This is a genomic window from Acidobacteriota bacterium (assembly GCA_030949985.1).
In the GTDB taxonomy this organism is placed as follows: domain Bacteria; phylum Acidobacteriota; class Polarisedimenticolia; order J045; family J045; genus JALTMS01.
In genome coordinates this window covers 19,511-39,106 of the sequence record JAUZRX010000033.1, presented here as the reverse complement: position 1 = coordinate 39,106, position 19,596 = coordinate 19,511, and the positions used below count along the sequence as shown (strand labels likewise).

The 19,596-nt window shown below is 65.6% G+C and carries 18 protein-coding genes; 12 read left to right on the top strand and 6 right to left on the bottom strand.

Annotation, left to right across the window (positions count from 1 at the left end; all coding sequences use genetic code 11):
• Nucleotides 1–25: 25 nt before the first annotated feature.
• The 10 genes from Q9Q40_09560 to Q9Q40_09515 all read left to right on the top strand — a co-directional run bounded on the left by Q9Q40_09560 (nt 26) and on the right by Q9Q40_09515 (nt 10,734).
• A complete protein-coding gene (locus tag Q9Q40_09560) occupies nt 26–1,423 on the top strand; it encodes a sigma-54 dependent transcriptional regulator (GenBank protein ID MDQ7007468.1) in 1,398 nt (465 codons plus the stop codon).
• Between the two features lie 237 nt (nt 1,424–1,660).
• Nucleotides 1,661–2,113 carry a ubiquinol-cytochrome c reductase iron-sulfur subunit gene (locus tag Q9Q40_09555; protein ID MDQ7007467.1) on the top strand — a complete coding sequence of 151 codons (453 nt, stop codon included), beginning with the start codon at nt 1,661–1,663 and terminating at the stop codon, nt 2,111–2,113.
• Nucleotide 2,114: 1 nt separating this feature from the next.
• Nucleotides 2,115–3,227, top strand: coding sequence for a cytochrome bc complex cytochrome b subunit (locus Q9Q40_09550; GenBank protein MDQ7007466.1), 1,113 nt, complete (start codon nt 2,115–2,117; stop codon nt 3,225–3,227).
• 91 nt (nt 3,228–3,318) lie between these two features.
• Nucleotides 3,319–4,674 (top strand): multiheme c-type cytochrome, encoded by a 1,356-nt coding sequence (locus tag Q9Q40_09545; protein ID MDQ7007465.1) that lies wholly within the window; start codon nt 3,319–3,321, stop codon nt 4,672–4,674.
• Nucleotides 4,675–4,769: 95 nt separating this feature from the next.
• Nucleotides 4,770–6,317: a hypothetical protein gene (locus Q9Q40_09540; GenBank protein MDQ7007464.1), complete on the top strand. Its 1,548-nt coding sequence runs from the start codon at nt 4,770–4,772 to the stop codon at nt 6,315–6,317.
• A 69-nt stretch (nt 6,318–6,386) separates the two neighbouring features.
• A complete protein-coding gene (locus Q9Q40_09535) occupies nt 6,387–6,764 on the top strand; it encodes a cytochrome c3 family protein (protein ID MDQ7007463.1) in 378 nt (125 codons plus the stop codon).
• A 13-nt stretch (nt 6,765–6,777) separates the two neighbouring features.
• Nucleotides 6,778–9,030: a nitrate reductase gene (locus tag Q9Q40_09530; GenBank protein MDQ7007462.1), complete on the top strand. Its 2,253-nt coding sequence runs from the start codon at nt 6,778–6,780 to the stop codon at nt 9,028–9,030.
• On the top strand, nt 9,030–9,335 hold the full coding sequence (locus tag Q9Q40_09525) for a hypothetical protein (protein MDQ7007461.1): 306 nt from the start codon (nt 9,030–9,032) through the stop codon (nt 9,333–9,335). Before Q9Q40_09530 ends, Q9Q40_09525 begins: the two co-directional genes overlap by 1 nt.
• 42 nt (nt 9,336–9,377) lie before the next feature.
• Nucleotides 9,378–9,881: a 4Fe-4S dicluster domain-containing protein gene (locus Q9Q40_09520; GenBank protein ID MDQ7007460.1), complete on the top strand. Its 504-nt coding sequence runs from the start codon at nt 9,378–9,380 to the stop codon at nt 9,879–9,881.
• A 1-nt stretch (nt 9,882) separates the two neighbouring features.
• Nucleotides 9,883–10,734: a 4Fe-4S binding protein gene (locus tag Q9Q40_09515; protein MDQ7007459.1), complete on the top strand. Its 852-nt coding sequence runs from the start codon at nt 9,883–9,885 to the stop codon at nt 10,732–10,734.
• A gap of 83 nt (nt 10,735–10,817) precedes the next feature.
• Here Q9Q40_09515 and Q9Q40_09510 read toward each other — a convergent pair whose 3' ends face one another.
• From Q9Q40_09510 to Q9Q40_09490, 5 genes are all read right to left on the bottom strand, one after another.
• On the bottom strand, nt 10,818–11,972 hold the full coding sequence (locus tag Q9Q40_09510; protein MDQ7007458.1) for a hypothetical protein: 1,155 nt from the start codon (nt 11,970–11,972) through the stop codon (nt 10,818–10,820).
• A gap of 11 nt (nt 11,973–11,983) precedes the next feature.
• Nucleotides 11,984–14,041: a hypothetical protein gene (locus tag Q9Q40_09505; GenBank protein MDQ7007457.1), complete on the bottom strand. Its 2,058-nt coding sequence runs from the start codon at nt 14,039–14,041 to the stop codon at nt 11,984–11,986.
• Between the two features lie 59 nt (nt 14,042–14,100).
• Nucleotides 14,101–15,519 (bottom strand): hypothetical protein, encoded by a 1,419-nt coding sequence (locus tag Q9Q40_09500; GenBank protein MDQ7007456.1) that lies wholly within the window; start codon nt 15,517–15,519, stop codon nt 14,101–14,103.
• A gap of 239 nt (nt 15,520–15,758) precedes the next feature.
• Nucleotides 15,759–16,586, bottom strand: coding sequence for a hypothetical protein (locus tag Q9Q40_09495; protein ID MDQ7007455.1), 828 nt, complete (start codon nt 16,584–16,586; stop codon nt 15,759–15,761).
• A gap of 270 nt (nt 16,587–16,856) precedes the next feature.
• The gene (locus tag Q9Q40_09490) at nt 16,857–17,996 is read right to left on the bottom strand and encodes a GDSL-type esterase/lipase family protein (protein ID MDQ7007454.1); all 1,140 of its coding nucleotides are present in this window, start codon (nt 17,994–17,996) and stop codon (nt 16,857–16,859) included.
• Nucleotides 17,997–18,456: 460 nt separating this feature from the next.
• On the opposite strand from Q9Q40_09490, the gene Q9Q40_09485 reads away from it, so the two are divergent.
• Nucleotides 18,457–18,711 carry an acyl carrier protein gene (locus Q9Q40_09485; GenBank protein ID MDQ7007453.1) on the top strand — a complete coding sequence of 85 codons (255 nt, stop codon included), beginning with the start codon at nt 18,457–18,459 and terminating at the stop codon, nt 18,709–18,711.
• A gap of 72 nt (nt 18,712–18,783) precedes the next feature.
• Nucleotides 18,784–19,161 carry a hypothetical protein gene (locus tag Q9Q40_09480; GenBank protein MDQ7007452.1) on the top strand — a complete coding sequence of 126 codons (378 nt, stop codon included), beginning with the start codon at nt 18,784–18,786 and terminating at the stop codon, nt 19,159–19,161.
• Between the two features lie 22 nt (nt 19,162–19,183).
• On the opposite strand, the gene Q9Q40_09475 is transcribed toward Q9Q40_09480, so the two are convergent.
• Nucleotides 19,184–19,552, bottom strand: coding sequence for an arsenate reductase family protein (locus tag Q9Q40_09475; GenBank protein ID MDQ7007451.1), 369 nt, complete (start codon nt 19,550–19,552; stop codon nt 19,184–19,186).
• Nucleotides 19,553–19,596 lie beyond the last annotated feature (44 nt).

Here is a 19,596-nt window from a genome sequence, read left to right as displayed (position 1 = left end):
CGGGGCCACGCGGGTGGCGGCGGTCATGAGTGCGCCCGTCACGCCCGGTTCCGGACACGTCGTTCTGGTCGAAGAGGATCCCGCGGCCAGCAAGGCGATGTGCCGCTGCCTCGAGGAGGCGGGCTTTCGGGTCACGACTGTCGATGAGGCAAGCCGTGTTCTGCGGGATATCGACGAACTCTCCCCGGACGTGATTGTCACCAGCTACGACCTGCCCGGCTATCTCAACGGGCTCGAGTTGCTGCGTTACGTCAACCGTCGCTATCCCGGGCTTCCGGTCCTACTGGTCTCTTCCCACGGCAACGAGAAGACCGCCGTCGAGGCGATGCAGATCGGTGCCTTCAGTTATCTGCCACGCCCTCTCGACTATTGTGAGCTGGTCGGCGAGGTGCACCGTGCCGCGGGAACCGCGGCTGGTGCCGGTCGGCGTACCCTGGCCCCGGCCCAACACGGCCTGGTCGGGCAATCCGCCCCCATGGTCGAGGTGCGCCGGTTGATCGAGGACGTGGCCGGCACCCGTGCGACCGTGCTGATCCTCGGGGAGACCGGGACGGGCAAGGAGGTCGTCGCTCGTGCGATACACCGCCTGTCGCCGCGGCGGGAGGGGCCCTTTGTCCCCGTCAATTGCGCGGCGATTCCCGACACCCTGCTCGAGGCCGAACTCTTCGGCTACGTTCGGGGGGCCTTCACCGGCGCCGAGCAGAACCGTGACGGCAAGCTGCTCAGTGCCGACCGGGGCACCCTGTTTCTCGATGAAATCGGTGAGATGCCGCTGGTGATCCAGCCCAAGCTGCTGCGCTTTCTCGAGGAAGGGGTGGTCACACCGCTCGGGTCCGACGAGTGTCGTTCCGTCGATCTGCGCTTCATCGCCGCGACCCACCGGGACTTGCGGCAGGAGGTCGACGCCGGCCGGTTCCGGGAGGATCTCTACTATCGGCTGAACGTGGTTCCGATCCGCTTGCCGCCCCTGCGGGAGCGCAAAGAAGACATTCCTTTGCTCGTGGCCCACTTCCTTCCCGCCTTGGCGCGGCGCCATGGCCGCACGGTCAGGCGGGTCGACCCCGAGGTGACTCGCTGGCTCGAGTCGCGGCCTTGGCGGGGCAACGTCCGGGAACTGGAGAACGAGCTCGAGCGCCTGGTGGTCTTCTGCCGGGACGGCATTCTCCGCCTGGCTCCCGACCAGGTTCCCGATCGACTGATCATGCCCTACCACGACGAGAAGCGGCGGGTGCTCGACGCCTTCGAAAGGGAATACCTGGCCAATGCCCTGCTGGCGACCCGGGGCAGGGTGGGGGAGATCGCGCGGGCCAGCGGCCTTTCGCCACGGCAGGTTTACAACTTGCTGCGCAAGCACCGGCTGAAGGGCGAGGGCATGCCCCGAGTCGTGGGCGAAGAAGATAACACTTCCGGCAGTGGGGGCTAGTCGAGTCGGCACTTCATTGCATTTCCCGCCGACTCAAGAAAAACCTGAACTCCTTTAACTTAGCCATGATCCTGGCGGATGGTCGGCAATTAGTTGCCGGAACGCCGCCTGCCGTCCCGGGCGCCGAACCGGCAAGTCCTCGCCGCGTCAATTACTTATAAGTTTCTAAAAATCTCCGGTATGGCTCTTGCTCCCGGTCTTTCCGCCGCGGGTCGTGTCCCGCCTGAGGTGAGGCCCATGTCGACAGCAGCTTCCAAGGACCGTCGAGACTTTCTTGCCAACCTGGCACTGGCGGTGACGGTCGTGCCGGGCCTGGGGATCCTGGCCAGCCAGATTCTCCAGTACCTGGTGCCCTACGAACCCCAGAAGACCTCCGAGGTCCTGCTGACCCGGCTCAGTCAACTGCCGGTGGGTTCGAGCAAGCCCTTCAAGGACGTCCTGGGCAACGAGTTGATCGCCATCCGCCTGGGAGAAGAGGACGTCCGGGTCTTTTCTTCCATCTGCACCCACCTGGGTTGCCGGGTCGAATGGAGGCAGACCGAGGGCGATTTCTTCTGCCCCTGCCACCTCGGCCGATTCGACACGAGCGGCAAGGTGGTATCCGGCCCCCCCCCCACGCCCCTGCCTTCCTACGAGGTGCGCCTGGAGGGCGACAACATCTTCGTCACGGTTCCGGAGAAGGAGGCCTGAGATGGCGCAGATGAATCCCAGCGTTCCCGGTTGGGTGCGTTTTATCAGGGCCCGGATTCCCGTCAACATCGAGGTCTTCGAAGAACTCTCCAAAGAGCCCATCCCGAACCACATGAAGAACTGGTGGTACGCGCTGGGGGGAACCCCGCTGATGCTCCTGATGATCCAGGCGGCCACCGGGATCCTTCTGACCTTCTACTACCGGCCGTCACCGGAGGGCGCCTGGGAGACGGTGCACAAGATCACCACCGAGGTTCCCTTCGGCTGGTTCATCCGCTCGGTGCACCACTGGGCGGCCAACCTGATGATCGTCGCTGTCGCCCTGCACCTGGTCCGGGTTTTCTTCACCGGCGCCTTTCGCAAGCCACGGGAGCTGAACTGGATGGTCGGGTCAGGACTGCTGATGGCCACCCTCGGCTTCGGTTTTACGGGATACGCCCTGGTCAACGACCAACTCTCCTTCTGGGCGGCGACGGTGGGCACCAACGTGGCGGCCCAGACACCGTTGATCGGCGAATGGATCCTTCACCTGCTGCGTGGAGGGGCCGAAGTGGGGCCGACGACCCTCACCCGATTCTTCGTCTTCCACATCGGCGCGCTGCCCTCGATCGTGATGGTCCTGGTGGGAGCCCACATCTTTCTGATCCGCATTCACGGAGTGATGGAGCTCGACGCTCCTGAAGAAGTCCAGCAGACCCCGTTGACCGTGGAAGAAGACCGCGAGGGCAAGAAACGATTCGATCCCAACCGTTACTTCGCTTTCTTCCCCGACCATATCACTACCGAGCTGATGGTCGGTCTGTTCCTGGTGACCGTGCTCGCCGTGCTGGCCATCAGCTTCCCGGCCCATCTCGGTGAGCCTGCCAACCCCAATGAAACCCCCCTGCACATCAAGCCGGAGTGGTACTTCTTCCCGGCCTTCCGCTGGCTCAAGCTGACGCCGTTGTGGCTCGGCATGGCGGGCATGATGGCGGCAGGGGCGGCCTTCGTCTTCTGGCCCTTCATCGACCAACTCTTCCGCCGGCGCAACCCGCGCAGCGAAGTGGGAACGGTGATCGGAGCCGCTGCACTGATCGTGGTGCTCATCTTCACCATCTGGGAGGCCCTCGCATGAGGCAGGAAGCCGCCCGGAAGAGCCGCAATTCCGTCTGCAACCCGAAGGGACGCAAGGGTCCCGAGATCACCAACCCGATGGGGGAGAGGTCATGAGCCTCCAGTTCAAGAAGTTCATCGTCGCAGTTTTCGCCCTCGCTTTTCTCGCCGCGGTGATCACCGTCGGGATGATCGAGAAGAACAGGCACAAGCCGGAAGTGGCCGCCAGGGTCTATGCCGACGAGGTCACCCGGGCCTGCATCGACTGCCACGACGAGAAGCACATCTCGGTCAACTGGAACCGCCAGTGGGAGAAGTCGCGGCATGCCGAGAAAGGTATCGGCTGCATCGCCTGCCACCAGGCCAAGGAAGGAGAGCCCGACGCCTGGGAGCACGAGGGATACCTGGTGACGCATATTCCCACTCCGGGCGACTGCAAACAGTGCCACGAGCAGGAGTTCAAAGAATTCACCGAGTCGCACCACGCCAAGGCGACCCAGTTCATCGGTTCGCTGGACAATATCCTCGGCGAAATCGTGGAGGGGACCCCCGCGGCCAACATGGGTTGCCGCCAGTGCCATGGTTCCCAGGTCGAGGTCGACGAAAAGGGGGTTCCCGTGGCCGGCACGTGGCCCAACACCGGCATCGGACGCGTCAATCCCGATGGCACCCAGGGGACCTGCACGGCTTGCCATCTGCGCCATGACTTCTCGCTCAAGCAGGTGCGGGAGCCCGCCACCTGTGGTCGTTGCCACATGGGCCCCGATCATCCCCAGATCGAAATCTACGAAGAATCCAAGCACGGCATCGCCTTCGTGGCCCACCGCGAAGAGATGAATATGGACGAGAAGGAGTGGATCGTCGGCGAGACCTATACCGCCGCTCCCACCTGCGCGACATGCCACATGTCGGCGACGCCGACGATGGAACGCACCCACGACGTGGGCGACAGAATCTCCTGGACTTTGCGTCCGCCGGTTTCGAAGAAGCTGGAAAACTGGGAAGAGCGGCGCACGAAGATGCAGAAGGTCTGCCTCGAATGCCACTCCAAGACCTGGGTCAACAACTTCTACGTGATGTATGACGGCGCTGTCAATCACTACAACAACAAGTTCGGCATCCCGGCGGCGGCGATCATGGAAGAGTTGAAGAAGGCGGGCAAGATCACCGCCACACCCTTTGACGATCCGATCGAGTGGATCTACTTCGAACTCTGGCATCACGAGGGTCGCCGCGCGCGCATGGGCGCCTCGATGATGGGGCCCGACTACACCCAGTGGCACGGCTTCTACGAGGTGGCCAAGCACTTCTACAACAAGTTCATCCCGGCGGCTGAAAAGCTCAAGCGAGGTGTGACGGCCGAGGTGATGTCGATGGAAGAGCACCGCTGGAAGAAGGGCATGACGAAGGAGCAGATCCAGAAGATGCTCGACTTCTACAAGGGGCGCTACAACCAGGAGATCCACTGACCTGGGACACCACGACGGGGCCGGCGCTCACGCCGGCTCCGCCTTCCTTTCCACCAGATGAGGTGGCGCCCATGATCGGGTGTGGGGGCAAGAAGATGAGAAAAGTCGCATTAGCCTTGATGTGGATCGCCGCCATGGGGCTCCTGGCCCCGGCGGCACTGGCGGGAGACGAAGGGAAGCCAAAGCCCTACTTCAAGATTTCGGGCTTCTACGCTTTCAACGCCTACAGTCAGAACAACTTTTTCTTCGGAGCGAAGACCGACAGCGAGGGCAGCGTGGGAGGCGTTTCCGACAAGGATGAGTACGCGATTCAGCTCGTTCGTCTGCTCGCTGAATTCGGCATGGGTGACAATGTGAAAATGGTCGTTCGCGCCGACCTGGCCCAGAGTATCTGGGGCATCGACAACAACCAGCGCGAGGTCGACCGGGGCGGGTTCTCCAACCTCTTCAACCGCAAGGGCACCAACTTTCTGACCCACTTCGACTGGGCCTACGTGGACTTCAACAAGAATGACTGGAACGTCAAGCTCGGTCGCATGAAGTACGCTCTCGGTAACCTGCTGGTTCTCGACCAGGACTCTGACGGCGTGCAGTTCACGCGGAAGGTGGGTGACGGAAGCCTGACCCTCGGTTGGGCGAAGATGTCCGAGGGAGCCGACTCCCTTTCGGACTACGATGCCATCGGCCCGAACGCCACGAGTGCCGAAGACGCCACGCTCTACACCGTGAGCTACAAGCAAAAGTCCGGTGCCTGGAACTTCAACCCCTTCCTGGCCTTCTACAAGGACGATGGAGACAAGGACGGATTCGCCTACATTCCCGACAATCTGCAGTACTTCCGTGCCCGTTTCACCCCCCAGATCACCCAGGCTACGGTGCTGGGGTTGGCTTTCAGCGGAAAGTCCGGATCCTGGGAGTTCAAGGGAGAGGTGGACTACCTCACCGGTGACGACGACATCGCCAACGACTACACCGGGGACAAGCAGCAGGTCGACATCAACAATGGCGATCTCGACGGCTACAACCTCTATCTCGACGCCAAGGTTCCTGCAGGACCGGGCAAGCTGGGCTTCGTCTTCGGTATGGGTTCGGGTGACGACGATCCGCTGCGTGGGAGCGGCAACATCAACAAGATCCGTACCAACGGTTTCTTCTACGTGACCGAGGTTTGGGAAGACTCCGTGATGCCCGACGAGGAGGGCATCACGCCCCAGGGTCTGGGCTCGCCCGCTTCCCGCGGATACCGGGAGTTCGAAAACACGACCCTCTTCCAGGTCAACTACAACTGGAAGATCAGCGACACCCTGAGCTACTTCATTTCGGGGACCTGGATGCAGGCCACCGAGCCGATCTTCGCCTGGAGCGAGATTCCAACCGACAAAACCTTGCCTTCCTACTCTTACGGCCTGCAGACCGGCGATCTCGATAACGTGCCTTCATCCGACGACCTGGGCACGGAACTCGATATGCGCCTGACCTGGAAGCTCCAGCCGGGCCTCGTGTGGATTCTCCGTGGCGGCGTTTTCTGGCCTGGAGATGGCGCCGGCTACCTGATCAACGGCACCAACCTGTACGACGACAAAGCCTACGAGCTTCGCACCATCGTCAAGTACACCTTTGGCGGCATCAAGGTTGGCGGCTGAGTCCAGTTTCCGGATGCCGGCCGCTCTGAACGGGGGGCGGCCGGCTTTCCAGGGCCGAGGAGGAGAGAAATGAGCCGAAAAGCAACGGCCGCCGCAGCCATCCTGCTCGCAGGAGCGCTGCTGGCTGGACTGTCTCTGACCATCGGTGCCGAGCCGAGCGGACACCCCGATGTGGGCACGAGCGGGGATTGTGTCGCTTGCCACGAGGCGGTGACCCCCGAGGTGACGAAAGAGTGGTTTGCCGGTCCCCACGGGCTGAACAACGTCAAGTGCTTCGTGTGTCACGGCTCGACCGGCACGAATTTCACCAAGGTACCCGACACCACCCGCTGCGTGAGTTGTCACGCCGACCAGGTAGTCAGCATGTCCAGCCCGATGATGAAGGGGAAGACCTGCTTCTCCTGTCATCCGAATCACCTTCTGAAGCCTCACGGCGCAGGAATGTAAGGGAGGAGAGATCATGGCTGTTAGCCGCAGAAAATTCCTCTTCACCACCGCTGCCGCCTCGGCGCTGGCCGCGCTGGGCAAGGGCGGCCAGACGTTGGCCGAGACCGGTGGATCGGGCATCACCTGGACCAAGGGCGTGTGCCGCTACTGCGGCACGGGTTGCGGCGTCTACAAGGGGGTGATGGGCGGCAAGCTGGTGGCCGTCAAGGGTGACAAGTACAACCACAACCAGGGTTTTCTTTGCCTGAAAGGCTTCCTGCTGGCCCAGGTGCCCAATCACCCCGACCGGCTCAAGAAGCCCATGGTTCGCAAGAACGGCAAGCTGGTGGAGACGAGCTGGGACGAGGCGCTGAGCCTGGTGGCCAAGCGTTTCAAGGACTCCGTCAAGAAGCACGGGTCCGACTCGGTGGCCTTCTACGGTTCCGGACAGGGTTACACCGAGGAGTCCTACGCGGCGAACAAGCTGTTCCGCGCCGGCTTTCGCACCAACAACATCGAGGGCAATCCGCGGCTGTGCATGGCGTCGGCCGTCGGCGGTTATGTGACCACCTTCGGCAAGGACGAGCCGATGGGGTGTTACGAGGACATCGATCACGCGGATGTCTTCTTCCTCATCGGATCCAACACCGCCGAGGCTCATCCGATCATCTTCCGCCGCATCGCCAAGCGGAAGGAGACGGGGGGCGCGGTGAAGGTCATCGTCGCCGACCCGCGGCGAACGCCGACCGCTCGGATCGCTGATCTGCACCTGCGCTTCAAGCCCGGGACCGACCTGGCCATCCTCAACGCCATGGCCCACGTGATGGTCAAGGAAAACCTGGTGGATCCGAAGTTCATCAAGAACTCCGTCGGCTTCGGTGCCGGCAAGGCCGCCGACAAGAGCTGGGAAGACTACAAGGCCTTCCTCGAAACCTACACGCCCGAGTACGCCGAGAAAGTCTCCGGTTGTCCGAAAGACGACATCATCGCCGCGGCACGGATCTTCGGAGCCAAGGGCAAGCGCACCCTGTCGTTCTGGACCATGGGGCTCAATCAGCGCACCCGCGGCGTTTGGGCCAACAACCTCGTGCACAACCTGCACCTGATCACGGGCAAGATCGGCATGCCCGGAAGCACCTCGTTTTCGCTGACCGGTCAGCCCAATGCCTGCGGCGGTGTCCGCGATCAGGGCGGCCTCTCGCACCTGCTGCCCTACGGCCGGCTGTCCGGCAAGCCCGAGCACCGCGCCTTGATGGAAAAGCTCTGGGGACTCGAGCCGGGCACCCTGCCTGACCGACCGGGCAAGCACGCGATCGCCATGTTCCAGGGGCTCGAGAGCGGGGACATCAAGTGCATTTACATCATGTGCACCAATCCCGGCCAGTCCCTGCCCAACGTCAACCGCTATCGCAAGGCGATGCAGAGCAAGGATACCTTCGTCGTCGTCTCCGATATCTTCCCCACCCGCACCACCGAACTGGCCGACGTGGTGCTGCCGGCGGCGGCCTGGGGTGAGAAGGAGGGTGTCTACGGCTGCTCGGAACGGCGCTATCAGCTCGACTCCAAGGTCGTCGATCCGGTGGGCGAGGCGCGGCCCGATTTCGACATTCTCGTCGACCTGGCCCACCGTTGCGGCTTCAAGGATCTCTTGCCCTGGAAACATCCGGCCGAGGCCTGGGATGAAATCCGGCGCATCGCCAAGGACACGCCCTACGCTTTCTGGGGCATCACCCGTGATCGGCTGCACAAGGATCACGGCGTTCTCTGGCCCTGTCCGAGCGAGGGACACCCCGGCACCAAGCGGCGGTATGTCAAGGGCGAGGATCCGCTGGTTCCCGCGGACTGGCCCCACCGGATGATGTTCTACGGTAAGCCCGACAAGAAGGCGGTGGTCTGGTTCCGTCCCCAGAAGGATCCCCAGGAAGTCCCGGACAAGGAATATCCCTTCTATTTCACCACCGGTCGGGTCATCGAGCACTGGCATACGGGCACGATGACCGGCCGTTGCAAGGAACTGGCTCACGCGCGGCGGGAGGCCGAGGTGGAGATCCATCCCGACGACGCCAAGAAGATCGGCGTGCGTGCGGGAGGCAAGGTCAAGGTCAGCTCGCGCAGGGGCAGCGTGGTCTTCCCCGTCAACGTTACCGACACCTCTCCGCGGGGCATGGTGTTCGTCAACATGCATGACGCCGACCGCATGTGTAACGAGATCACCGTCGATGCCTACGACCCGGGTTCCAAGCAGCCCGAGTTCAAGATTTGCGCCGTGAAGCTGGAGAAGGCGTGATGGACACCTCCTCCGGATCTCCTCGCCACTGGGCCGGCGCGTTGCCCGCCGACGGGGTGGAGATCGTGGCCGGCCTGGTCATCGAAACCATGCCCGGCCGCGCTCCGGCGGTGGCGATTCGCCTGGCGCGCCAGGAGGGTCTCGAACTGGTCGGAGGCGATGGCAGCCAGCGCATCGCCGCCGTCTGGACAGCCGAAAGTGGCAAGAGCCTGGTCAAGAAGGCCGAGGATCTCCTCGCGGAAGACGACGAGATTCTCGGCTTGTTTCCCACCTTCATGGGAAGAGCCGACGAGGCGGGGGCCTGACAGGTCCCCGCCTTTCTCCCTCTCCTGGATCCACGCCCGACGATGCAACGCAGCCGCAGAGGGTTTCTCGCCTGGTTCAACGATTCCGACTTGCGTCCCCCCGGAGCCCGCCGGGAGGAGGAGTTTCTGCGCCTGTGCATCCAGTGCCAGCGTTGCACCGAATCGTGTCCCTACCGGGCGATCCGGCCTGCGGGTTGGACTTTCGGCGCCGGCATGGGGACCCCGGTGATCCGGCCGGAGCAAACCCCCTGCTACCTGTGCATGATCTGTCCGCCCCTCTGTCCCACCGGCGCCCTCCAGCCCGTGGCCAAGGAAGACGTGGACATGGGCGAGGCGGTGGTGGACGAAGATCTCTGCTATGCCTTCCAGGGCATCCTTTGCCGGGCTTGCGTCGATGCCTGCCCTTTCCAGGACAAGGCTCTGCGTCAGAACTTCGCCCTCGAGCCGGTGGTGGACCGGGAGTTCTGTGTGGGGTGTGGCCTTTGTGTGCCACCGTGTCCGGCCCGTCCCATCGCGATTCGCGTCAAGCGGCGGGAATTCCTCTGAGATGGGACGGGGCGACGGATCGACGCCGGCCCGTCCCTGCGGTGAGGCCGTGGGCGTCCGGTTACGCTGGACCCGCTGGAGGCGGGCCAGCCAGTTCTTCTTCGCGCTCTTCTTCACGCTGCTGCCCCTGTCGGCCAGGTGGTGGGGGCAGACGGCGGTCTTGGGAACGCTGGCCTCCTTGCACCTCGGTCCCGTGGCGCTGGTGGATCCCGCCGCGGGCCTGGCCTCGATGCTCGCGTCGCGCTCGGCGCAGCTCTCGCTGCTGGGGGGGATGATCCTTCCGGTTCTGCTGGCCCTGGTCCTGGGCCCCGTCTTTTGCTCGTGGATCTGTCCCTGGGGGCTGATCAGCGAGGTGTTGGACAAGTTGCCGGGGCGACGGCCGCGGGCGGGAACTCGGCCGGCGGGCCGCTTGCGATGGCTTTGGCTGGCAGGTGTGCTGGCCGCTTCCGCCGGGCTCGGCCTGCCCCTGGCGGCGTTGATTTCCGCCCCCCGTCTGATCACCCAGCTTCCGCTGGAGATCCTGTATCTCGGCGGAGCCACCGTGGGCACCGTTGTCCTGCTCGTCGTGTTGCTGGTGCTCGAAATCGTGCTCCCGCGGCGGACCTGGTGCCGGCTCCTCTGCCCGGTGGGCTCGGTGCTGGTGTTGATCCGGTTGCCCTGGACGCTGACCGTGGGCTGGCAGGCGCAGACTTGCCGGCCGGGACTGCAGGGCACCAACTGCGTGAAAGCCTGCTCCTGGCGCCTCGATCCGCGTCACCTGCGCCCCTACGACGGCTGCACCAACTGCGGCGCCTGCATCGAGGGTTGCCCCACCAGTCCCGGATCCCTCCGCTTCCGCTCCCACCGAAGCTGACCCCCGACGAGCGCGGGTGTCAGAGGGTGGGTCTTCCACAACCCGGCGGCGTGCCCGGGTCTTGGTTCGTGGTGCCGGATCGTTCAGCGGCGCCCGTCCGCCGCGGGTCGTGGAGCAGAGCCCTCGGGGGCGACGACGAGTTCCCGGGGCGGGCTTTCCGCAATCACGCGGCCCGAGGCGTCGATCGCCTGCACCCGCCAGACATAGCGCTCTCCCGGAGCCAGGTGGGCGCGGGTGATCTCCGACAGGACCAGCTCTCGGCGCTCGGCGTCCACGATCGCACCGGTGACGGCCCGGGTGCTGTCCGTGGGCTCGAGGATCTGCAACCGGTAGGCTCGCGTGCCCGGTACGGGGCTCCATGCAAACCGGGTGCTCTTGTCGAGTGTCGTTCCAGCGCGGGGCCCGAGAGGGGCCATCACAGCCGGCCGGAACGGAGCCGCCGCGCGGACGAAGTAGCGTAGTTCCGGTGGGGTGAAGCCGGGTGTTGGTGCGACGAGCCTCAACCGCACCCGGTACATGCCCCCGAGGTGGACCGGAAGGGCCGGGCTCTTCAGCGAGGGTGAACGACGGCCGGCCACATACCGGCGGACGATCGCCAGCGGACGGAACGCGGCGTTCTCCACGGCATCCCCGGGCTCGGCCACCTCCCAGACAGCCCGCAGCAGGCCGCTGCCCGAAAAAGTCAGACGCGCTTCGGCGCGCAGGTCCGCTCCCGGCTCGACCACGTCGATGACGCTTCCGCCCTCGAACGTCAAGGCCAGCCGCTCGACCCCGAAACTCCCGCCAGCGCCGCCTGTGATCTTGAGTTCGACGGCACCGCCGGCCGCGGCCGTGCCGTCATCGAAGGTGCGCAGGTAGAACAGGCGTCCGGCGCCGAGCTCGTGGGCCCTGAACACCACTTGCGCGGGCACGAGCACCGACTCGCGGAACGAGAGCACGGTCAGCGGGGCTGGTGGCTTGGTCTGCGACAGGCCGCGCGCGTTCGTGCCGAGTATCGGACCGTCTGTGCTTCCCGCGCGAAAGGTGCCTCCCGAAGAGAAGACAGTGGTGCCGCCACTGGCGCCGGTGATCACCCGGGTGACGTTCCAGACCACGGCGACCGAAGTGGCGCGGGCGATGGGGACGCTGCGCGAGGCGGGAGTGGCGGTGACGGTCGTGACCGCCGCGCGGGTCGGTTGTAGGGCGCCCAGCGCCAGCAGCGCGGCGATGAGCATGCTTTTCGAGGTTCCGTCGTGCATGGTCTTGTACCTCATCGGTCTGTGGACCAGCTCACAGCCAGTCGCAGGTAGACCCGGTAGACCCTGGCGGAACCGGAAAGGTCGGCGGGGTCCCGGCGCCGGTGGTGCTGTCCTTCGAGCGAGAGCAGGATGGCGGGTCGACCGCCTCCCCCTTCCTGCACGACCCACTGGAGCATGCCGGTCAGGTCCAGCGTGCGCGGCGATGCCGCGCCGTTGGAACTTCGATCTCGATTCCACGACGCTCCCAGGCTGGCGTGCAGGCCCGCTTTCAGGGTATGGCCCAGGTCGATCACGACGGTATCGGTGGTCCAGGCCGCCCCGGCGTCCCGGTCCCTGGTCAGACTTCGCTGCATGGAAATCCCCACGCTCGCCCCGGACCCGGGTGTGATTTGCACGCCGAGTTCCGTGATCCGATTCTCCGTGTTGGCGCTCGTTTCCGCATAGTCGGTCTCGCTCCCGACCGTGTGTCCGGCGCTCCAGTGCCACGCCGGGTAGGAAAAGGCGGCCGACAGCGAGAGCGTGTCGGTCTCACGAAAATCACCCACGGGCAGCTCGATCCCCGGGCGGACGACGTTCTGGCCCAGCCGGATCCAGTTCACCGTCAGTGACGGCTGTCCGTACCAGGGGGCTGGATCCTCGTCGTCGGGTGGCGGCGCCATCCACCCGATGGAGAGCGTGCCCTGGGTCGTGCGCAGGCGTGGAAGCAACGGAAGGCCGTTGACGTTGTCGAACTCTCTCGAGAGTTCCGCCTGGGCGTCCCATCCCGCCCAGGAAAACGCACCGGTGGCCCGCAGGAGATCCCGGTCGGCGACCACGGTCGGGTCGGCGATGCTGCGGAAAAACGTGCCGATACGGCGATGTTCGAGGCCCAGGTCGAGAGTCGCTGTCCGATTCCGGATCTGGTGATCCCTGAGAGCCGCCCAGCCCATCCGCGCAGAGAGGGCCCGATCGCGCCTGGCCTCCGCACTGCCGTCGCCGTCGAAGTCGAAACGCGTTCGTGCGAGTTCCGCGTCGATCTGCAGGCGATCGTCGAGCAGGCGACTCGCCAGCGACACGGACGCCGCCCGTCCCCTGGCCCGGGTGATCGTGTCGCCGCCGACGCCTTCCCCGGTCTGCCCGGGGTCGCGTCCACTGAGCCAGGTCGCAGAGAGCACCAGCGCTTCCGGCCGGCCGTCGAGTGGACGGCCCCGGACCGTCAGACCTTCCACGCGGTCTCCTGTGTCGCCCACGCCGAATCCGCCGGTCAAACCGGTGACCTGTTGCGAACGCACGAGGAACGCCGCCGCGTACAGATTCCCCTCGAGGTCACCATAGCCCGTCGAGACACCGCGGCGCCGCAGCTCCTGGAGGACCAGCGAGGGGGCCGCGGGATCCTGGTGTCCCGCGGCGAGCCACCAGGATCCGAACTCTCCGCGCAGCAGGAAATCACCGAGATCGACGGACCCCCGCTCGCGAGGAAGCTGCAGGGGATCGCTGTCGTAGAGCAGTTCTCCTGCGGCCGATAGCCGCCAGCCGTCGTCGGACACCGCCCCCGAGAAGCGGGCGCCGCCATCGGCCCCCGACCTCTTTCCCGTGTCTTCGGGGTCGCGGGCCAGCACCCGGCGGAATCCGCTCGCGCTCGCCTCCGCCGTCATGCCGACTTCGCGCAGATGGCGGGAGTGGCGTATTTCGAAGCTCCAGGCCCCGCGTTCGAGGAACTCGCCGTCAGGGCCGCGCACGGTGAGCCGCAGCCTGTGCTCACCCCACTCCAGCGCTTCGACCGGCCGGATCGAGAGGATCTCACTGCCGGTGTCGACGTGAGCGATGTCGGTCACGTCGAAATCATCGATTTCCAGCATGATGCGGTCGGGCTCGAGCGTGGCGAGTCCCGGCACCCGGATGCGGATCGGATCGGTCGGTCGGCGGACCGGATGGTCGGGCTCGAGCAGGGTCGGTACGGCGGGTGTCTCCAGGGCGGGAGCCGAGGGCAGACTTGCGAGCAGGCCCGCGAGACACAGCAGGAGGACCTTGCCGGTCCGTCCCGGCGTCCAGCGCCTTCTTCCCGCCCCGCATGCATGTCGACGAACCATGATCGCCTCCGTGCCGGGAGAGCCGGTCGACAACCGGCCCTCCCGGGGGACTCACAGGTTCAGCGATGGATCCTGATGGCGGCCGTCTTCATGCATTGACGACTGAAGGTCACCGGCTTCGACCGGATCGTGTGCGTTCTGCCTTTGAGGTCTTTCCAACCGACGACCAGGCGGGTCCTGCCCTCGACCCACTTCCCCGCCGGGGACTCCCACGGCTGTTCTATCGTGGAGGTCGCCTGCCCGGCTCCCCTGATCGTCCAGTTGTGCTTTTTTCCGACCTGCCGGGGACGTCCCGCTTTCGGCATGGATTCCAGCCAGGCCTGGCCGGAAAGCTTTTCCCGGCTGCCGATCCTGGCCTTGAAGGTGACCTTGCCGGGGCACCGGAGGGCGGATTTCTTCTTGTCGACGGAAAAGCTCTTGATCTCGACCGTGCTGCTGTTGATTTGCGGAGCCAGGGCGAGGCCTCCACCCGAGGCAGGGGAACAGCGACGATCGAACGTGACGGGAGCCGAGCGGGTCGTCCAGGTCTTGCCGCTGGAGTCTTTCCAGCTCAGGACGAGGCGCGTCTTGCCGCGGGTCCACTTGCCGGCGGCCCCATCCCAGGGTTGTTCGAGCGTGGAGGTCGCCTGCCCGGGCTTGCTCATCGACCATTTCGTTTTCTTGCCTTTTCCCGCGGGAGGAGATCCCGGACCCGCGGGCATGGATTCGAGCCATGCCTCCCCGGAGACCTTGGCCTTGCTCGCGATGGTGGCCCTGAAGCGGACCTTGCCGGGGCAGGCCACCGCATCTTTCTTCGGAGGAGTCGTGAAGCTCTTGATCTCGACGGTATCGCCGTCGACCAGCTTTTCCTTGGCGGCTTTCGAGGGCAGGCACTCGATTTTCAGATCGAAGCGCTTGGTCTTGTCATGGAAGTCGGAGAATCCGGCCTTGGGAAGGAGAGGATTGCAGGTGAGCGAGACCTTCAGTTCGCCACCATCGGGAACCATGACATGGAAGCCCCGGGCCAGGAAGTACTCGCGCGTCTTGTCCGGGGATTTGAAGACGAGTCGCGCCAGTTCGTCATTGCAGGCCTCGACCGCATCGGCCATTCTGCTGCTCGGTGTTCGGTTCCAGCGGGTCCGCAGGATGACCTTCTCGCCCAACAGTGGCGTTTTGATCCAGTACCGGCCCCAACTGTGACTCGACCGCCAGGCCGGTGCTCGCAACTCCCCGCCCAGGCCGGAGGGGTTGATGGTCAGTTCGTTGAGATCGTGCTCCTGGAACCCGGGCTTCTTGTCGAAGCGGCAGTCGGCGGAGACGGAGAATTCGAGTTCATCGGTCGAGACGACCTTGTCATAGCTGACTCCCTGGCTCGATGCGACTTTCACCGACAGGGGGGCGACGGGCCCCAGGGTCAATCGAGTGACCTTGTTGGCCCAGGTCACCGGAGCCGGGCTTACCAGGATCAACAGGGCAAGAACCTTCCTTCGCCAATGCATCGCCTTCTCCTCCTGTGTCGTGCCGCAAGCAAGCGGACTCTCCAGCGCATCCGGGAAGGGCCAGCGACCCCGCGGGGCGGGAGTCGGGCCACCTTCCGGCTGGCGGGCGTGCCGGCCCGTCCACAAGAGGAGGTCGCGGTGGGAGGGGAAGCGTTACACGGCAAAATGGGCATGCGGCCGGACGGCGCCGCGCCCCCGGCCGGGGGCCGGATGGACGGGCGCCGGCCGGGGGGCCGGGTTCAGCGCAGCCGGTATTTCAGTCCGTATGCCGAGCCGCCGCCGCGGTGGCGGGAACGCCGGCGCTGGAGTTCGACGATCACCCGGCAAGTCTCGCCCTCGACGATTTCGCAGGTGGCTCCCGGGTTGGCTCCCCATGCGGGCAGGGGCGTGGTGCGGCGCTCGGCCCGGACGCCGCGGGAGGTATAGCGCTCCCGCGAGTACTCGCTCCACTCGTCGTCCGGGTTGCTCTCCACGCTGGTGACGGCGAAACCGGCGAGGATTTCATGGGAACCGGCGGGTAGCAGTTCCTCGTAGATCACCTCGCCCTTTTTGATGGACAGGCGGGCGGGGCGGGCGAGGAACTGGCCGGGATCCGACGCTCCTTCCAGCATTTCGCCGCGAGTGGCCACGGACTTGCCGTCCACCACCACCTCGAGGAAAGAGACGGGAAACGGCGAGCGGAACTCCACGACCAGCCGGCCCATGCCCTCGGGGAAAGGCTCGGGAGCCTGGGCCTCCGGGCGCGCCGCGGTGGCAGGCGTCTGCCGGGGCCCGGGCGCCGGGTCCGACGAGGGCGCGTGCCCGCCGCGGCGGACGAGCGCCAGGAGTACACCGTCGGAAAGCCCGGCTTTTTTCAGCGCCGCCAGGTCTTGGCCGGAGAGCTCCGGCAGCTCGAGTCGGGCGATTCGTTCCAGGATGACCGCGTCGTCGATGCCGGCTTCGGCCATGGCGAGGACTTCCGCGACCGAGGGGTGGTCGAGGGCCGTGTCCGTTTCACTCCACCCGAGGCTCACCACGCCCAGAGCGATCAGCACGGCCAGGATGCCTGTTGCAGCGCGTCGAACCATCACCGGTCTCCTCGTCCCCTGGGTGGAATCCAGACCCCGGCATCATAACTCGTTCGCGGGAGTCGCGGCAGAACTGCAAACGTGGGGACCGGAAGGGGCGGTGAAGCGTCGGCAGGCGTCGGGTCGAAAAAGCCCGGGGGTGGACCGAAAGGCCCACCCCCGGGCGCCGTTACCCACCGCCGGCACTTACGCGGAACACTAATCGCTGATGGGCGTCCTGGTAAAGGCCTCGGCTCGTAAAAGATCTGTCACCAGGAGGGGGCGGTCGATTCAGGGGTGCGGCCGCAGCAGGCCCCGGTCCGGAGCGCCCAGGGCCGAGGGAGCGAAGCTCAGTCCCGGCGGCAGCAGGGGATCGGTGGCGCTCACCTCGCAGAGGTCCACCATCGGCAGGGCCGTCTGGAAGGTGTCGTTGATGGCCGCGATGAACTCGTTGGCCACCACGGCGTAGCCGGTGCGAGTCGGGTGGACACCGTCGAGGGAGAAGACTCCGCCGAGGAAGTGGGTGGCCAGCCGCTTGCCGCAGGCCATGACGCCGCCCGCGTCGGCGCGTTCGAGCAGGCCGTGGATGTCGACCAGGGCCGCCGCGTGTTCCTCGGCCTTGGCCGCGATGAAGGTGTTGAACAACTCGGTGCGCCGGCGAATTTGCCCGGTCTCTTCGGCGTCGAGGACGGCTGTGTCGGGAAGGGGACCCGGCATGGTGCCGCCCAGGATCTTGCCCACCAGGTCCAGGCCGGGCAGGGTGACGTAGTCGTCGGCGCCGACTCCCAGGACCTGGGAGAGGATCTCGATCGGCACGCCGAGCGTCCAGGAGAGTTCCGACACCGGGGTCAGGTAACCGATCACGGTGGTGTCGGGGATGTTGGCCACCACGATCGGCGCGCCGGTAGCCGCCAGGCGGTCGAAGATCTCTCCGAAGGCGGCTTCGAAGACCTCCGGGTCGGTCATCAGTTCGGGTGAGCCGGAGGTCGCGGCTCCAAGGATGTCGTTGTTGCCGATCCAGAGCAGGATCACGCCGGGCTCGAGGGCCTCGGCCCACTCCACCTGGCTCATGGAAACCCCTTCGAGCAGTCCCGGCAGGCCCAGGACCAGGTCTGTCAGGCTGTCGATGGGGAAGTCGGGGCGGGCTTCGAGGGCGTCGAGCACGTCATGCCCAGGGACGGCCAGGTCGGTGGCCTGGGTGAAGGGGTCGATACGCCCGGAGGACTGGCCGGCGACCGCGCCGAAGACCGGCGGCGGGCCCCAGGTCTCCAGCTCCATGATGTTGGGCACCCCGGGGTAGGCGATCAGGGGCAGGGAGAGCGGCGCTGCCGCCTGTCGGGCCACCAGGGCGGCGTAGCCCGCCAGTTGGCCTTCCTCCTCGAGGCCTCCGCTCATGTAGCCGGCGGAGAGCGAGTCGCCGACTACTACCATCCGGGAGAAGTCCGGGGCGTCGGCCGCCAAGACCGATGCTCCCAGAAGAGCAAATGACAAGAACATGACGATCCCCACGCGTCGTACCGACATCGGCCTCCTCCTTGGCTGTTTCTGTCCGTTTCGTTCGAATACTCCGTGACGTGCAGGGGATGTACGGGCAAGAACGCAAGAGTCAAGTCGCAAAGCGCTCGGAGGCGGGTCCTGGCCGCGTGCTTACCGCCCGGGGAGAGGAGGAAAGCCCAGCGGTGGGTTTCCGCCGCCCCCTGGAGTCCCCGCTCCCGGGCGGCGCCGGCCGAAGCCCCGGGGGAATGGGTGCGGGAGGCGCCCGGTTCGTGCTACTGATAGGCGCCCGTGGAGGTGGTTCCCGGAAGAGGCAGGCATTATTCCTCTACGGGAGGGCGGCCACTTCGCGGGCGGAGCCGCGAGCCGGCCCCGAGATAGGGTGGAGACACGATCGATGACCGAGGAAGCGAAGATCAGGCAGTTTCTGCTGGATAGCTACTTGATGTCCGAGGACGAGAAGGTGGAAGACACCGACTCGTTCATCGAAAAAGGCGTGCTCGATTCCACGGGTGTGCTGGAACTCGTCGCGTTTCTCGAGGAAGAGTTCTCGGTCAAGGTGCTCGACGACGAGTTGACACCGGAAAATCTCGACTCGATCCGGCTGGTGGCGGACTTCGTGCGCCGCAAGCGGGCGGAGAGCGCCGCCTGAAGAACGTGGCTTCGGCTTCCGGGGGAACCTAGATTCTCGAGCGAGGGGAAAGGGCGTCCGGGAGATACCAGGATGACCACCACAATCGCCTGTCGGCGTGCTGATACTCGCCACCGCATCGAGCCCGGCGCCAACGGGCGAGTGGAGTTCGGCTACCCCTTTCCCGGCGGGGAGCCTTGCACGATGCCCCTGAGGGACATCAGTGCCTCGGGCGTCTCCTTTCTCATTTCCCGGGAACTGCCGGGGCTCGAAGAAGGGCGCAGCCTGGACAGGGTCGCCATCCGCTTGCGGGGCCGGACGGTCCACGCCGACCTGCTGGTGATGCACCTGACGCCGGATCCCGGGCCTGGATCGGTTTGCGGGGCGCTGATCTATCCCCTCGAAGACGAGGACATCCGCGAACTTCACGCGCTGCTGGCGGGCCTCGAGGCGGAGAAGGGACTCTCCTGAGCCAGGGTCGGTCGCCCGGCCCTCAATCCAGCAGCGTTTCGATGGCCTCCGGCGGCCGCCCCAGCACGGCTCGCTTCCCTCGGATCACGATGGGGCGTTCCATGACCTTCGGGTGCCGGGCCATCAAGGCGTAGAGCGCGTCTGCGTCGGCTTCGGGACCGAGGCCGGAAGCCTTGAAGGCGTCTTCCTTGCGCCGCAACCATTCGATGGGCGGGCGTCCGAGGCGGCGGCCGATCTCCCGCAGTTCGTCGAGGGTGGGCGGCTGTTCGAGGTAGCGCCACTGCTGGTGCGGCACCGAGGCCCGCACGAGCAGCTCCAGGCCCTGGCGGCTCTTCGAGCAGCGCGGGTTGTGCAGGATCACGATCTGGTCGTCGGAATCGGGCAAGCGCATGGTGAGTCTCCGGAGTCCGCCCGCGGGAGCGGGCAACGAAAGGT

Excerpts from the sequence above, each read along its gene's own strand:
- Q9Q40_09495 (MDQ7007455.1), bottom strand. The coding sequence starts at position 16,586 with ATGGTTCGACGCGCTGCAACAGGCATCCTGGCCGTGCTGATCGCTCTG.
- Q9Q40_09555 (MDQ7007467.1), top strand. The coding sequence starts at position 1,661 with ATGTCGACAGCAGCTTCCAAGGACCGTCGAGACTTTCTTGCCAACCTG.
- Q9Q40_09525 (MDQ7007461.1), top strand. The coding sequence starts at position 9,030 with ATGGACACCTCCTCCGGATCTCCTCGCCACTGGGCCGGCGCGTTGCCC.
- Q9Q40_09530 (MDQ7007462.1), top strand. The coding sequence starts at position 6,778 with ATGGCTGTTAGCCGCAGAAAATTCCTCTTCACCACCGCTGCCGCCTCG.
- Q9Q40_09545 (MDQ7007465.1), top strand. The coding sequence starts at position 3,319 with ATGAGCCTCCAGTTCAAGAAGTTCATCGTCGCAGTTTTCGCCCTCGCT.
- Q9Q40_09485 (MDQ7007453.1), top strand. The coding sequence starts at position 18,457 with ATGACCGAGGAAGCGAAGATCAGGCAGTTTCTGCTGGATAGCTACTTG.
- Q9Q40_09535 (MDQ7007463.1), top strand. The coding sequence starts at position 6,387 with ATGAGCCGAAAAGCAACGGCCGCCGCAGCCATCCTGCTCGCAGGAGCG.
- Q9Q40_09505 (MDQ7007457.1), bottom strand. The coding sequence starts at position 14,041 with ATGGTTCGTCGACATGCATGCGGGGCGGGAAGAAGGCGCTGGACGCCG.
- Q9Q40_09515 (MDQ7007459.1), top strand. The coding sequence starts at position 9,883 with ATGGGACGGGGCGACGGATCGACGCCGGCCCGTCCCTGCGGTGAGGCC.
- Q9Q40_09540 (MDQ7007464.1), top strand. The coding sequence starts at position 4,770 with ATGAGAAAAGTCGCATTAGCCTTGATGTGGATCGCCGCCATGGGGCTC.
- Q9Q40_09480 (MDQ7007452.1), top strand. The coding sequence starts at position 18,784 with ATGACCACCACAATCGCCTGTCGGCGTGCTGATACTCGCCACCGCATC.
- Q9Q40_09550 (MDQ7007466.1), top strand. The coding sequence starts at position 2,115 with ATGGCGCAGATGAATCCCAGCGTTCCCGGTTGGGTGCGTTTTATCAGG.
- Q9Q40_09520 (MDQ7007460.1), top strand. The coding sequence starts at position 9,378 with ATGCAACGCAGCCGCAGAGGGTTTCTCGCCTGGTTCAACGATTCCGAC.
- Q9Q40_09560 (MDQ7007468.1), top strand. The coding sequence starts at position 26 with ATGAGTGCGCCCGTCACGCCCGGTTCCGGACACGTCGTTCTGGTCGAA.
- Q9Q40_09490 (MDQ7007454.1), bottom strand. The coding sequence starts at position 17,996 with ATGGTAGTAGTCGGCGACTCGCTCTCCGCCGGCTACATGAGCGGAGGC.
- Q9Q40_09475 (MDQ7007451.1), bottom strand. The coding sequence starts at position 19,552 with ATGCGCTTGCCCGATTCCGACGACCAGATCGTGATCCTGCACAACCCG.
- Q9Q40_09510 (MDQ7007458.1), bottom strand. The coding sequence starts at position 11,972 with ATGCACGACGGAACCTCGAAAAGCATGCTCATCGCCGCGCTGCTGGCG.
- Q9Q40_09500 (MDQ7007456.1), bottom strand. The coding sequence starts at position 15,519 with ATGCATTGGCGAAGGAAGGTTCTTGCCCTGTTGATCCTGGTAAGCCCG.